This is a genomic window from Lentimicrobium saccharophilum (genome assembly GCF_001192835.1).
GTDB lineage: Bacteria > Bacteroidota > Bacteroidia > Bacteroidales > Lentimicrobiaceae > Lentimicrobium > Lentimicrobium saccharophilum.
Map to the genome: position 1 here is coordinate 288140 of NZ_DF968183.1, position 14171 is coordinate 302310.

10 protein-coding genes are annotated in these 14171 nt (G+C 45.4%); 7 read left to right on the top strand and 3 right to left on the bottom strand.

Features of this window, described 5'->3' with window-relative positions:
* The first annotated feature begins 123 nt into the window (after nucleotides 1–123).
* The 3 genes from TBC1_RS13070 to TBC1_RS13080 are packed head-to-tail and all read left to right on the top strand — an operon-like array spanning nucleotide 124 to nucleotide 3951.
* Nucleotides 124–681 carry a DUF6913 domain-containing protein gene (locus TBC1_RS13070; protein WP_062043712.1) on the top strand — a complete coding sequence of 186 codons (558 nt, stop codon included), beginning with the start codon at nucleotides 124–126 and terminating at the stop codon, nucleotides 679–681.
* A 36-nt stretch (nucleotides 682–717) separates the two neighbouring features.
* Nucleotides 718–1617, top strand: coding sequence for a 4-hydroxy-tetrahydrodipicolinate synthase (gene dapA / locus TBC1_RS13075; RefSeq protein WP_062043716.1), 900 nt, complete (start codon nucleotides 718–720; stop codon nucleotides 1615–1617).
* Between the two features lie 24 nt (nucleotides 1618–1641).
* Nucleotides 1642–3951: a M14 family zinc carboxypeptidase gene (locus TBC1_RS13080; protein WP_062043729.1), complete on the top strand. Its 2310-nt coding sequence runs from the start codon at nucleotides 1642–1644 to the stop codon at nucleotides 3949–3951.
* Here TBC1_RS13080 and TBC1_RS13085 read toward each other — a convergent pair.
* The gene (locus tag TBC1_RS13085; protein ID WP_137305720.1) at nucleotides 3948–4751 is read right to left on the bottom strand and encodes a hypothetical protein; all 804 of its coding nucleotides are present in this window, start codon (nucleotides 4749–4751) and stop codon (nucleotides 3948–3950) included. The genes TBC1_RS13080 and TBC1_RS13085 overlap by 4 nt on opposite strands.
* Before the next feature lie 261 nt (nucleotides 4752–5012).
* Here TBC1_RS13085 and TBC1_RS13090 point away from each other — a divergent pair, with 261 nt between their 5' ends.
* The 4 genes from TBC1_RS13090 to TBC1_RS13105 all read left to right on the top strand — a co-directional run bounded on the left by TBC1_RS13090 (nucleotide 5013) and on the right by TBC1_RS13105 (nucleotide 12286).
* Nucleotides 5013–6446 carry a hypothetical protein gene (locus TBC1_RS13090; RefSeq protein WP_062043734.1) on the top strand — a complete coding sequence of 478 codons (1434 nt, stop codon included), beginning with the start codon at nucleotides 5013–5015 and terminating at the stop codon, nucleotides 6444–6446.
* 85 nt (nucleotides 6447–6531) lie between these two features.
* On the top strand, nucleotides 6532–9432 hold the full coding sequence (locus TBC1_RS13095; RefSeq protein WP_062043737.1) for a TonB-dependent receptor: 2901 nt from the start codon (nucleotides 6532–6534) through the stop codon (nucleotides 9430–9432).
* A 92-nt stretch (nucleotides 9433–9524) separates the two neighbouring features.
* The gene (locus tag TBC1_RS13100) at nucleotides 9525–9986 is read left to right on the top strand and encodes a toxin-antitoxin system YwqK family antitoxin (RefSeq protein WP_201781691.1); all 462 of its coding nucleotides are present in this window, start codon (nucleotides 9525–9527) and stop codon (nucleotides 9984–9986) included.
* A gap of 638 nt (nucleotides 9987–10624) precedes the next feature.
* Nucleotides 10625–12286 (top strand): agmatine deiminase family protein, encoded by a 1662-nt coding sequence (locus tag TBC1_RS13105; protein WP_062043740.1) that lies wholly within the window; start codon nucleotides 10625–10627, stop codon nucleotides 12284–12286.
* Between the two features lie 343 nt (nucleotides 12287–12629).
* On the opposite strand, the gene TBC1_RS13110 is transcribed toward TBC1_RS13105, so the two are convergent.
* Together TBC1_RS13110 and TBC1_RS13115 are read right to left on the bottom strand one after the other, a co-directional pair.
* Nucleotides 12630–12983, bottom strand: coding sequence for a carboxypeptidase-like regulatory domain-containing protein (locus tag TBC1_RS13110; protein WP_062043743.1), 354 nt, complete (start codon nucleotides 12981–12983; stop codon nucleotides 12630–12632).
* Between the two features lie 93 nt (nucleotides 12984–13076).
* Nucleotides 13077–14168 (bottom strand): DUF3298 and DUF4163 domain-containing protein, encoded by a 1092-nt coding sequence (locus tag TBC1_RS13115; RefSeq protein WP_062043747.1) that lies wholly within the window; start codon nucleotides 14166–14168, stop codon nucleotides 13077–13079.
* Between the last annotated feature and the right edge of the window lie 3 nt (nucleotides 14169–14171).

The following is a 14171-nucleotide window of genomic DNA, read 5'->3' on the forward strand; positions in this document are numbered from 1 at the left end:
CACTGTAGTCTGCCTTAACAGACCAATTGTTTTATATTTTTATGCTTTATTATCAGGTTTAATATTTCAGATTGATCTATCCGTTGATCAGTCTGTTAATCGTAACGACATAAAACTTCAGGATTGAGTCTGATTAAAAATTTGAGGATTGCATTCGGCAAGCGGGCTTTGCGCAAGGAAGCTGCCAGAAACAGCCGGATACGGCGGGCAGTAAATCTTGCTGAAGCCCGTGATATCGGTATACTTTTTAATATGACTTCCGAGGCTGAGTATGACCGGGTTAGCCGGTTTGCACGCAGCCTGCAGGAACAGGGGAAAAAGGTTCAGGTAATAGGATTCTACAAATACAGGAAATTGCCGCCATATTATGCGCAAAAGCTTGCATACGATATCATGCAGCCGCAGAATCTTGATCCTTTTTACCGCCCGAGGGCGGGATTTGTCACGCATTTTATCAATCATCCGTTTGATATACTGATTGATCTTGGGACAGCCAATGAGTTCCCGTTGTATTATATTGCGATATTATCGAGGGCAGGATTCAAACTTGGCCGCAAGGGTGGTGATAAAGCAGGCATGCTTCCTTATGATCTGATGATTGAAACAAACCAGGAAACAGACAGTGAAGAGTTGATCAGGCATCTTGTTTATTACACCAGCTCATTCAGGTTTAACGGATAAGAGCTTATTCTCCGTAAAAATTTATAAATTTAAGGTATGAAGAAAAATCTAAAAGGAACAGGGGTAGCCCTTGTTACCCCTTTTCACAAACAGGGAACCATCGATTTCGGATCGCTCGGGATACTGATCGAACACACCATTTCAAACGGGGTAAATTACCTTGTGGTGCTGGGGACAACCGGTGAAGCGGCCACATTGTCAAAAGACGAGAAGAATGCTTTAATTCAGTATGTAAAGGATCAGGTTGCGCAACGCTGCCCTTTGGTTTTGGGCATGGGAGGTTATAATACGCAGGAGGTGATCAACAATCTCCAGGTCTTTGATCCAGATGGCTTTGATGCTATTTTGTCGGTGACACCTTATTACAATAAACCTTCGCAAAGAGGCCTTTATCTGCACTACAAACATATTGCCAGTGCAAGTCCGTTGCCGGTTATACTTTATAATGTTCCTGGCCGCACGAGTGTAAATATGAAAGCTGAAACCACGCTTGAGCTTGCCGCGGAGTTTGAGAATATTATTGGTGTTAAGGAAGCCTCGGGCAACATGAGCCAGATAATGGAAATTATCCGCAATAAACCCAAAGATTTTCTGGTGATATCGGGGGATGATGGCATTACCATGCCTTTGATTGCCGCCGGCGCCAGTGGGGTTATTTCGGTGGTAGCCAATGCATATCCTGCAGCCTTTTCTTCTATGGTGAATGCAGCCCTGCAGGGAAAGATGGACGAAGCCCGCCGCCTGCATTACCTGCTGATTCCTTTGATAGATGCCCTGTTTTCCGATGGAAGTCCCGGGGGGATCAAAGCAGCACTGGATTGCATGAAGATTGTTCCCAATAACCTCAGGTTGCCAGTGGTGAAAGTGAACAAAGCTACGCAGAATCTGATCAACAGCCTGATCGCAGAGCTTAAGGATAAGGGAATTGAGTGCTGATCTGTTAATGAAAAACTTTTGAAAATGAAAAAGCTTACCGTTGTTTTACTCTTGCTTGCTGCCGTATCTGCCTTTGCTCAGCGAAATATCATGGATTTTAGTCCGGACGAACTTTTTTTGACAACCGGAGAAATATATTTCGCGCTGCCTGATGCCGCCCCGGAAGCAAACAGATTGACCAAAATCGTCAGTATTGATAAAATTGATGGAAATACAATTTATGCTTACGCCAGCCGCAAGGAATTTGAAATCCTGATGAATTCAGGGATTTCTGCCTTTGAACTGTTGCCCCATCCCGGTGATCTGGCTGATATTGAGATGTCCTCAGATCCGCGGCAGGTAATGGAATGGAATTATTATCCAACTTACACCGCCTATGAAGAGATTATGGCGCAGTTTGCTGCCGATTATCCTGATATCTGTAGTCTTCATACCATAGCGACCCTTCCCAGCGGTCGCAAGTTGCTGGCCGTGAGGATATCCGACAATGTGGATGTGGAGGAAAATGAACCGGAGTTTCTTTATACCGCAACCATCCATGGTGATGAAACCACCGGATATATTCTGACATTGCACCTGATTGACTATCTGCTTGCCAATTACAATCAGGACCCCAGGGTTACCAATATGGTAAACAGTACCGATATCTGGATCAATCCGCTGGCAAATCCTGATGGTACCTATTACGGAGGCAACCAGTCGGTAAATGGCGCCAGGCGTTACAATGCCAACAATGTGGATCTGAACAGGAATTATCCTGACCCGGCAGATGGGCCGCATCCCGACGGCAACCCGTGGCAACCGGAAACCGTTGCCTTTATGAATTTTGCAGAGGAACGCGATTTTGTGATGGGCGCCAATTTTCATGGCGGTGCAGAAGTTGTAAATTATCCATGGGATACCTGGAGCCGGATAACAGCCGATAATAACTGGTGGGTAATGGTATCGCGCGAATATGCGGATACCGCCCAGGCGCACAGCCCCAGCGGATATATGGACGATCTTGATAACGGAATTACCCATGGCTACGCATGGTATCGTATTACCGGCGGCCGTCAGGATTACATGAACTATTTCCAGCAATGCCGTGAGGTTACGCTCGAGATTTCAAATACAAAACTCCTGCCGGCCAGCCAGTTGCTGAATTTTTGGGAATACAACTATCGCTCCATGCTGAATTATCTTGAACAGGTTCAGTTTGGTGTGCACGGGGTGGTTACTGATACCGTTACGGGGGAGCCTGTCGCAGCCCAGGTGCTGATCAGCGGACATGATATGGACAGTTCCATGGTCTTTTCATCGTTGCCGGTGGGGAACTATCACCGGCTGCTTAAGGCGGGCACCTATAACCTGACTTTTATCGCTGAGGGATACCTGCCGAAAACAGTCAAAAATGTGGTTGTGAACGATAAATCAACCACAGTACGAAATGTAAAGTTGTGGGACGGATCAGCTATTCCTGCTTTTACCTCCTCAACAACAACAACATACCCCGGTGGAAGCGTGCAGTTCTTCGATAATTCAGGAGGAAATCCGACCAGTCGTCTCTGGACATTCGAAGGTGCTGATATCCAGACTTCAACAGAGCCATCGCCGGTTGTTACATATAGCCAGCCGGGAAGTTATGATGTAACCCTTTATGTGGAGAATATGATTGGCGGCAACCAGCTGACGATTGAGAACTACATCACCATTGAGCCTGATTTCTATATCGGCAATCCGGGAAGCACCACCTGTAATGCCAGGTTTTTCGACAGCAACGGGCCTGATGGTTCATACAGCAACAATGAAAACCTGACCACCACCTTTTATGCTGATGATCCCGACAGGGTTTTCAGAATTCATTTTATGAGTTTTGATGTTGAAAGCACCCCTGATTGTACGGGAGATGCCCTGCTGGTTTACGACGGGCCAGATGCGACAGCTCCATTGATAGCCAGGCTTTGTGGAAACACCCTCCCTGATGACATCCTGACGTCGGTGGGAGGGGGTGCCGTTACCTTTGTTTTTATTTCTGACGCGCTGAATACCGGAAGCGGTTGGGAAGCAATAATTACCTGCGACAGCGGTGTGGGTATTCACCAGCTTGATAAGCCTGATCCTGTTCAGGTATATCCGAATCCTTCAGGAAAATCCGGGTTTATGATCTGCTCGGATAATGATCCGATTATGGAAGTCCGGATTTTTGATGTCTCGGGTAGAATGGTTTATTCAGCCTTCGCAGATCGGGATTTTGTCAGAGTGCCGGAAATGCTGGCAGGAGATGGATTATATCTGCTTACTGTCAGAACTTCCAAAGGGAATTACACCCGGAAACTGATCATCCGGAATTAAAACTGAACCGGATAATTCAGCACAATGCGGTATGCTCCGAGGATTACAAGAGCGGCAATTATCAGGTTGCCGCTTATTTTTGTTTCCCTGGGTATTTCATCATAATAAAGATCCGTTGACCCCAGGCTGTTGAGCCAAACCGGAAAAACTACCATTACAGGGGTGACAATCCTCAGTAATTCATAAAAGCTGACAGGAAGCCGGAGCAAAATAATAATCATGGTTCCTGCGATGAAAGGGATGATTAGCTGGTAGTTCAGAAAAGATTTAATGTCATCTGTTTTCAGGTTGTTGTAATAACTGTTTCCGCTCAGCAGAAACAACCTTGTAATGGCAAAACCGGCAGCGGCAAGCAGAAAAAGTGAGATAAGGGTGATAATAAGCTTTCCGGTATCGGGCAGGAACATCCAGATCAGCACGTGACCGAAGCCCTCCCCGAGTAAAGATCCTGCATAGGCCGATCCCAGCAGCATACTCAGGCTGTGAACAAAACCCCATAGAAAGAAAAGTTTCAGTTTTCCTGAATATTCCCTGTAGCGGAAGGCTACAACGATCATAAATACAGCTAGCAACAGACACGCCAGGGGCCCTGCACTGTATATAATCTTAACTGAGTCAAAATACCATTCGTAGCGCGAAACCAAAAACCGGATGTCAGTGTAATCAAGTTCAAGGTTAAAACCAAACATCCTGGCAGATATAATGGTAAAAGCCTGATGCAGGATAAAAACTATAAAATATGACAGCAGATAATAAGCCAGTGAATTGGCTGCTATCATAAGTTTTTGCGAAATTTTCATGATGGTAAAAATACGAAGTCATGATCTTATATAAAGTCCTGATTCCAAATTTTCAAGAAATCATTCATACAGCATGCTTTGGATGGACAGCATGTATAAATATTTGTAAATGATTGTATTCGTGCTCATTGTAATTATAATTCAGGAATTTACCTGTACTTGTCCGGTTAACATAAACTTAATATTCATTTAAACGTAGCTTAAAATACTTCCGGATTTGAATGGGTTACTTTGCAGCCATAAATCAACCCATAAAAAGCCATGAAAAAGATTTTGATGTTTGCCCTTGTTGCATCGGTAGCCCTTTTTACTGCCTGCAAGGATGATGAAGAGACCTTCAACGCTCCGTCAGTAGCTACCCCGGACCCCGTGTCCGCAGAATTTAATGCAGAAGTTGAGCTTACTTTTAATTATACCACTGATGCAGGATATAAATCGGCCAGTGTTTCAGCAACCAACGGAACCGCAACCATTAAAACCGGTGGAACAGTTGGTTCGGCATCAGGAACCGTCGTTGTTACTTTTATCGCTGGCGATCAGGCTGGTGCGGGGAGTGTGGAACTTTCAATTACAGACAATGCTGATCAGACCTCAAAAGCAACCGCGGTAATCAGCGTGCTTGAGGAGCAGGTTATCTTTAATGTTGATGGCAATATCACCGCCAATACCACCTGGGAAACCGGAAAGGTGTACGTTTTAAAAAGCCGTATTTCTGTAGTTTCCGGAGTTACCCTGACGATTGAGCCTGGCGTTGTAGTAAAAGGCGAAGCCGGAACAGGCGCCAACGCCACCGCCCTGATCATTGCCCGGGGAGCACAGATTAAGGCTGAAGGTACTGCTGAAAAGCCGATTATCTTTACTTCGATTGCCGATGAAATCATGCCCGGCCAGGTAGCCAGTCCCAACCTTGACCCGACCCTGAACGGTTTGTGGGGAGGTTTGCTGGTGCTGGGGAACGCCCCCATTTCAGCAAGTGCGGCATCGGTGCAGATTGAAGGAATTCCCCCCTCAGATCAGAACGGTTTGTATGGTGGTTCTGATGCGAATGACAACTCTGGTGTTATCAAATTCATCTCTATCCGCCACGGTGGCGCCAATATCGGCGAAGGAAATGAAATCAACGGCCTTACCCTGGGTGGGGTAGGAGCAGGTACGATCATTGAAAATGTGGAAATTGTAAGCAATCAGGACGATGGTATAGAATGGTTTGGCGGTACCGTTAATGTTAAAAACGCGGTTATCTGGAATACCGGTGACGATGCTGTGGATACCGATCAGTCGTGGGGAGGAACACTTGATAATTTTATAGTGATCAATCCCGGGGATGAATGTTTTGAGCTTGATGGTCCTGAAGGAGCAATGGCGGCCAAACATACCATTAAAAACGGAACCGTTTATGCAATGGACGCCGATGGTTTGGTTGATAATGACGCCAACTCTTATGTTGACATGATGAACGTTTACTTCCGCGATCTTAAAACAGGGCAGGATTTTGATCAGCTCCCGGTTGATTACGCCTGCACATTCAGTAGCCTTGAGGCTACAATACCTGATGGAGCAGCTGTCGCTGATTTCTTCAAAGATGGATCAGAAGCTTTTGTAACCGCTGTTGCAGCCGGTGCCAGCACAGTTGGAGCTGACCTCTCGAAATTCGAAGGATGGTCCTGGGCCCATGCTTCAGGTTCATTAAAATAATCAGATTTATTAAATAATTCAAAGCCCGCGGGTTATACCCGGCGGGCTTTATCAACGCCTGGTGACTAATAACAAACCAAAAATTATGCGTTCTATTAAATTGTTTCTTGCTTTGCTGTTGACAACATCGATGGTTGCTGTTCTTCACGCTCAGAATGGGTTTATCCGCGGCAGCGTATTTGATGATGCGACCGGCGAAACATTGCCGGGAGTAACAATATTTGCGGAGGGAACGACAAATGGCACCCTCACGGATTTTGATGGTAAATTTAACCTTAGCATTGCTCCCGGTACTTACAATCTCAGGATTTCCTTCATATCATATGAAACCATTAATTTAAAAAATATTAAGGTTGAAGCGGGAAAGGTTAGTCTTTTTGAGAACCTCAGGCTGAAGGAAGCCAAAATTGAACTGACAGAAGTCACCATTACTGCTGAGGCCGTGCGGAATTCGGAAGTTGCGCTTCTGACTATGAAGCAAAAATCGGCAAATCTTATTGACGGAATTTCAGCAGCCAATTTCAGAAAAATAGGAGACTCCGATGCTGCCTCATCCATGAAAAGGGTAGCCGGTGTTTCAGTTGAAGGCGGTAAATATGTATATGTACGTGGGTTGGGCGACAGGTATTCCAAAACAATTCTTAACGGGATGGATATTCCGGGAATCGATCCTGACCGGAATACGGTGCAGATGGATTTATTTCCGACCAATATTGTCGATAATATTATTGTCCACAAATCCTTCAGTGCCTATCTTCCGGCTGATTTTACCGGTGGTGTGGTTGATATTGAAACCAAAGATTTCCCCGAGTTAAAAACCGGCAATGTGTCTTTAAATCTGGGTTATAATCCGGAGTTTCATTTCAATAAAGATTATCTTACCTATGAGGGTGGAAAAAATGATTTTCTCGGGTTCGATGACGGAACCCGCGCCATACCCGCAACTGATAACATTCCGCAATTCTCGGAGGTAGCAGGAAATCCTGATGGGGAAAAAGGTTTGCGGTATAAAGAGATTCTTAAAGGGTTTAACACCGTGATGGGTGCCACCCCCGAAACCAGTCTGATGGATTTCAGCCTGGGGGTTTCTGTTGGCAACCAGATACCGAAAAACAAAGTTACCTGGGGCTACAACGCATCTCTTTCTTACAAAAACGCTACAGAGTATTACAAAAACGCGGAATATGGCCGGTATGGGGTTGATCCGGCAAAACCGGATTTTTATGAAATGGAATACCGTGAGTTTCAGAAAGGCGACTATGGAGTCAACAGTGTTATGCTCAGCGCAATGGCTGGTATTGCAATGAAAACCAAATACTCCAAGTTCAGACTTAATATACTTCACCTTCAGAACGGAGAGAAAAGAGCCGGCATTTTTAATTACAGCAATTCGGATCTTGGAGCAGTTTTTGAAGGTGTTCAGCATAACCTGGAATATACCCAGCGGTCCATGACAAATGTTTTATTGAATGGTAAACATATGTTTTCTGATAATAACTGGCAAATTGAATGGAAGCTATCTCCTTCACTTTCAAAACTGGATGACCCTGACATTCGTTTTACCAGATATGAAATAAAAGAGGAAAAATATATCATCGGAACGGAAGCTGGTTTTCCTGAGCGTATCTGGCGGGAACTTGATGAAATCAGTTTAACCGGAAATTTTGACATAAGCAGGAATCTGCTTGTTTTTGGAAGCAAGTCTCAGTTGAGATTCGGTGGTCTTTTAACACGCAAGGACCGGAGTTTTATAATACGTAACTTTCAGTTGAATGTCAGGAATATACCTTTGACCGGCGATCCGGATGAATTGTTCTTCCCTGAAAATTTATGGCCATACAATGGGAATGCTTCACGGGGGACTACTTTTGAAACACCCTTTATTCCGGTTAACCCAAATCAGTTTGATGCAAACAATCTGAATACGGCAGGCTATCTTTCATGGGAAGTGTCGCCATTGAAATACCTTAAACTGATTGTGGGAGTAAGAACTGAAATGTATCAGCAGCGGTATTCCGGACAGAATCAATTGGGTGATATTGTGCTTGACAATGAAAAAGTGCTGGACGATCTGGATGTATTTCCGGCTGCCAATGTTATCTTTAGCCTTAACCAAAGCCAGAACCTGAGGTTTTCTTACTCTAAAACCATTGCACGCCCTTCTATGAAAGAACTCTCGTTTGCTGAAATTTTTGATGCAATTACCGGCAGGACTTTTATCGGAGGTTTATTTACTGACGCCAACGATCAGCTTGGTATTACCTATTGGGACGGTAATCTGACAAGCACCCGGATTGATAACCTTGATGTAAGATGGGAAATGTTCGGGAAGGGCGGTCAGACAATTTCATTCGGAGCTTTTTACAAATATTTTAAAGATCCCATCGAAATTGTACAGTATTTTACGCAGGCAGGTGCTTTCCAGCCGCGTAACGTCGGTGATGGCCAATTGCTTGGCCTGGAAGCTGAATTCAGGAAAAATCTAGATTTCCTGTTTCCTTCACTTTCCGGAATCAGTCTGAGCTCTAATTTTACTTATAGTTTTTCCCGGATCAGGCTCAGTTCCACCGAGTATGAATCGAGGCTTGCCAACGCAAGAACTGGCGAAACAATAGATGAATACCGCAGCATGGCTGGACAAGCGCCCTTTATTATCAATGCCGGATTAGCTTACGATGGCTCCGGCAAAGGGATCTTCAACGGGCTTGAGGCTGGTTTATATTACAATGTCCAGGGCCCCACCCTCGAAGTGGTGGGGATTGCCGACCGGCCGGATGTATATTCCCGGTCGTTCAACAGCCTGAACCTGAACATCAACAAAACCTTCGGCGAAAGCAAAAAACTGCAGCTGGGGCTCAAAATTGAAAATATCCTGGGTGATGTTAAGGAATCTGTATTTCAGTCGTTTGAGGCTGCAGACCAGTTCTATACCTACCTCAATCAGGGACGCACGTTCCAGCTCAGGCTTGGATACAGGTTCTTTTAATTCAACAAAATTAAAAAACTGAACCGCCAGGCCGGAAATCCTGAAAGTTCAGTATATTTATTCACCGGTAATTTTCAATACGACCATAAACGATGAAACAATCAATCATAACCGCCATGTTGCTGCTGATCGCCGGATTTGCATTGGCGCAGGGGCTTGAATACAAGGATGGCTTGTATTACAAAAAGGGGATGCTCTATACGGGGACGCATACCGAGCATTTCGAAAACGGCAATGTCTCCGTTGAACTTTCGGTTAAAAACGGTCTCGAAGACGGAACCGTGAATTACTACTTTGAGAATGGCCTGATACGGGAGCAACGTGAATACCTCGAAGGAAAGAAGAACGGTACCTGGCAAACCTGGAACGAAAACGGAGTTAAAGTTGCCGAAGCTTCCTACAAGTCAGATGTTAAGCACGGACCATGGAATATCTGGAGCGCGGACGGTATAAAACTTTATGAAATGCATTATACCGAAGGTGCAAAAACCGGAATCTGGAAGCAATGGGATGAAGAGGGTAAGCTGATTATGGAGCGCGATTTCGGCAATTAGGCTTATTATAACATTCAAGAGAAGGACAGAGCGGGCGTTTCTGTCCTTTTTTGGTTTCCGTCGATCGCGGATTAAGCATTTGAAAATGCCTAAATGATCAGTTGCCTGTAATCAGCGCAATGCTGGTTGGGCTGATTACAGACACCAAACCGGGGTTACCCGCATAAAATCAATAGCCCGGTCCAAAAGGGATTCCTATTGATTAATCCGGGTTTAACCGGCTTGCAGTTGACAGTTGCGGGACTCTCTTGCTTCTTTTCACAACTAAGTAGTTATTGACCTCTTTCGGACGAGGAGGTACGCGCCAACAGGGTGCGGTGCAGACGCTCTTCGAAAATCAGATATACAAGACAGTCCCCGGAACACGTGGAGTGCTTCCAGTGCAAAGCTCTGCGGAATTCATTAAACGAACGTTGAATATCCCGGCATCCGGAAGTAATGGAACGACGATGGCACGCTTGTGATAACGGGTGATTTTTAAAGATGGCTTTATCGTAAAATTATATTATCCCTTACAGAGAACTTCTGCCTTTATTTTATAATTTTATTAACTGCACCTGCCAGGCGCGGCCCATCTAAAGAGGGTTGTCTTGCTTTATTCTGTCTGAATGATTTATCTTATTTAAATTCATGAGTTTATGATCAAAACCCTGCGAACTATTTCAATATTGATTCTGTTGGTTTTAATCAGTTCTGAAGGTTTCCCGCAGCGCCGTATGGTGGCCGAGTGGGAACCGGCTTTTGGCACCCTTATTCGCTGGCCGCTTGGTATACCGGGCGATCTTGTTGTTGAACTTGCCCGCCATGATACGGTTTATGTGCTGGTTGAAAATTCAGCTCAGCAGTCGCAGGCTTCCTATACTTTCTCTTCTTACGGTGTGAATCTGAATCATTGCCGTTTCATTATTGCCAATACCTGGTCGCACTGGACGCGTGACTGGGGGCCGCATTATGTATTTAACGAAAACGGGCAGGCCGGAATAGCCGATCCCATGTTCGAGGGTTATCCCTGGGTGCCGGGGTGCAATGCAAAAACAGCTTCGTATTCAATTCGTGAACCGCGGGGTTATGAAGAAGATGATGCTGTTAATATTACGCTGGCTGAAGAATTAGGATTGCCACTAATCAGTTTCACGGCATATCTCACAGGGGGAAACATCATGACCGATGGTCAGGGGAGGGCCTTTTCCACCCGGCAGATGCTGGATGAAAGTGCACAGTTTTGCAACGAAGTATGTTTCATGAACATAGCGGAAGAGTTATTGGGGATACAACAGTATTTTATTACTGAAAATCCTGAAGTATATGGAATACAGCATATTGATTGTTATGCCAAGTTCCTGGATGAGGAACGTATTCTTGTGAAAGACCTTCCCCAGGGCCATCCTGAATATGAGTGCGTCAGGCAACTGGCTGAATATCTTTCAGGCCAGAACAGTTGCTACGGAAGACCCTATGAAATTCACCGCATTTATTGCCCGGTCATAACCGGAGATGAAGTTCCTGCATACACCAATTCATTTATACTAAACAAAAAAGTGCTTGTTCCTTTATTCGGCATACCGCAGGATGAGCAGGCATTGCAAACCTATCGTGACCTGATGCCGGGATATGAAGTCATTGGTTTTACCGGCAGCTGGTATTATTACGATGCCCTGCACTGCCGTACTATGGGTATATTTGACCCGCAAATGCTTGTAATGCGGCACAAGCAGCCCCAAATGACCGCTGCAGGTTTTCCGGCAAATATGATACTAAAAGTTGACGACCGCAGCGAAACCGGATTGGTTCCTGAAAGTCTGAATATTTACTGGAGGGAGCAGGGAAACATTCAATGGAATGTTTTGCCGCTTCAGCCCATGACAGGACCCGATAGTCTGTATGCCCAATTGCCGGCTTTTGCTGACGGCAAAGTAATTCAGTATTACTTTACCGCTGCTGATTTATCGGGCAGAGCGGAAAAGTTGCCGCGTACCGCTCCCGGAGGCTATTATTCCGTTGAGTATTCTGATCTGTTTGTCCCTGTCTCAAATAAGGAAAATGTCACCCGATTGTCGGTTTTCCCGATGCCATTCAATAAGTGTATAACAGTTCGGTTTACCCCCCTTGTAAATGGAGAAGTGAATGCCAGGTTGTATGATGTTACAGGCCGGCTTGTTAGTGAAATAAGAAAGCAGGGAATCGCTTCAGAGGTAACTGAATTTAATTTTTTTACAGGTAATCTGGACAGCGGTTTTTATCTGTTGGGCGTTTACTCCGGCGATGCTGCGGTCTCAGTAAAGATCTTAAAAGATGAATAAATTGCTGATCTTATGAATTTAATATTCTTAGTTTGAATTCAGGAATATTGTCACAGACGCGGACTTCCACGCCAACAGGAGATGCCCGTACTCAGCGGATTAATTTCAATAACATGACAAAAGTAAAACCGGCTTATGATATACCCCGGTTGATCGTTTGACAATGCCTAAACAATTGAGCATCTGTAATCAGCGCAATCAACATTGTGCTGAACAAAAACCAGACCGGGGTTACCCGCATAAAATCAATAGCTCAGTCCTGTTGGATTTTCTATAGACTAATCCGGGATAAAAAACAGCCCGGCGGAATCCACCGGGCTGTTCAGAAGATATATGGGAAAAATCAGCGGTTATTGTCAAGTTTGATGTCGATTTCTTCCTGCTCATTGGCTTGCAGTTCAAGGTTCTCAACCAGGCTGCTTTTGTATGAGATCATCGACAGCACCAGGTTATATTTTCCGGGCTCCAGCCCTTCGATGTTGAAATTTCCGTCAAAATCGGTGTATACCTTAGTATCGGTTCCTTCAACAAGGATCGCGACCCCTGCAAGTGTTTCACCTGACTGCAGGTCGACCACTTTTCCGCTGATGGAAGCCGTGGCGGCCGGAAGTTTTGTCGGGTGCAGGCCTGCATATGCGGAAACAGACACCAGGGTGAGGGCGATGATTACTGTGAGTATGCTGATGGATTTTTTCATGGCTTTGGTTTTTTAATGATGCAAAAATAACCCGGCACCATTAAGCCAGTTTAAAGCCAATATTAAATGAATGTTAAGTTTTAACCGCCTTGCTTATTTCAGGCGTGCAGCAACGGGATGAAGCGGATTCAGCAGCGGCTGAAGCTGCCGGTAGGGCAGAAAGATATTGATTGCTCCGGTTTCAGGGCCTGCTATCTCATAAATATTATAATGGCAGAGGATGCCGTACGCGGTTAAGGCGAAATGCTGCGGCACAGGGATTTCATTGCTGAAGTAACCGTAACCGGTAAGGTCGGCGGTGGGATCGATGCCTGTTTTGCTGCATACTGCGTTACGCAGAAGTGCGGCAAGGGATGCGGAGGCATCCGGCATGAAAAGATCCGTGAATGACACCTTTTTGCCTTCCAGGGCGTCAAAAACAAGGAAGCGTCCCATCTCCAGCCCGCTGTCACCACCGGTGTAGGCATAATCACGCAGATAAAGGCTGATAACGTTATTCCTGTTGTAAACGACCGTCAGCAGCCGTGATTTCTCCCAGTTCAGAAAACGGTAATTTTCTTCAATGTCAATTCCGGTATTGCTGGTCTGGTATTGACTGAAGAACGCGGATTCATTGTTCTTCAGCATGGCAACCGGCTCACCGGCCGGTTCACTTCTGAAGAGTTCCCTGAAAACCAGTCCGGTTAATTGGTTGCGGAGGATGCCGTATTTGTTGCCGGGAAGACTTAAAAATGTCGATTCATAAGAGGCCAGGGGTGAACCTGGCTGAGCGGTCAGCGGCTGTATGGATGCCACGGCAATGACATCAAAAGGCCCGGACCCTTCCGGCAACTGAGGCGACATTTCGAAGGGTCTTTCCTCATCATCATGATGCCATTTTCCAAAGAGAACTTCGCTTTCGCTGAGGCTTCCGCTGATAACAATTTTATCGGAAGTTTTATCGCGCAACTCAAGCAGGCCTTCCGGCGAAATCACCCCATGCAGAAATACAGGCGCTCCGGCAGAAAAATGATTTTGAACAGTTCCGGTAATCTTTGAACCGAAAATGACAAAATCGGCGGTAACCGCTTCCTCGTTGTCGATGTTCCCTTTCAGATGAAGGTAACGGTCCTGGGCCTTTGCGGTAATAAAGCAGGCCATCAGCAGAATGGCCGTCAGGAAATATTTCGGAAATGTGCTTTTCATGAT

Coding starts and splice junctions, on each gene's coding strand:
- dapA (WP_062043716.1), top strand. CDS start 718: ATGAAGAAAAATCTAAAAGGAACAGGGGTAGCCCTTGTTACCCCTTTT.
- TBC1_RS13085 (WP_137305720.1), bottom strand. CDS start 4,751: ATGAAAATTTCGCAAAAACTTATGATAGCAGCCAATTCACTGGCTTAT.
- TBC1_RS13115 (WP_062043747.1), bottom strand. CDS start 14,168: ATGAAAAGCACATTTCCGAAATATTTCCTGACGGCCATTCTGCTGATG.
- TBC1_RS13110 (WP_062043743.1), bottom strand. CDS start 12,983: ATGAAAAAATCCATCAGCATACTCACAGTAATCATCGCCCTCACCCTG.
- TBC1_RS13100 (WP_201781691.1), top strand. CDS start 9,525: ATGAAACAATCAATCATAACCGCCATGTTGCTGCTGATCGCCGGATTT.
- TBC1_RS13105 (WP_062043740.1), top strand. CDS start 10,625: ATGATCAAAACCCTGCGAACTATTTCAATATTGATTCTGTTGGTTTTA.
- TBC1_RS13095 (WP_062043737.1), top strand. CDS start 6,532: ATGCGTTCTATTAAATTGTTTCTTGCTTTGCTGTTGACAACATCGATG.
- TBC1_RS13090 (WP_062043734.1), top strand. CDS start 5,013: ATGAAAAAGATTTTGATGTTTGCCCTTGTTGCATCGGTAGCCCTTTTT.
- TBC1_RS13080 (WP_062043729.1), top strand. CDS start 1,642: ATGAAAAAGCTTACCGTTGTTTTACTCTTGCTTGCTGCCGTATCTGCC.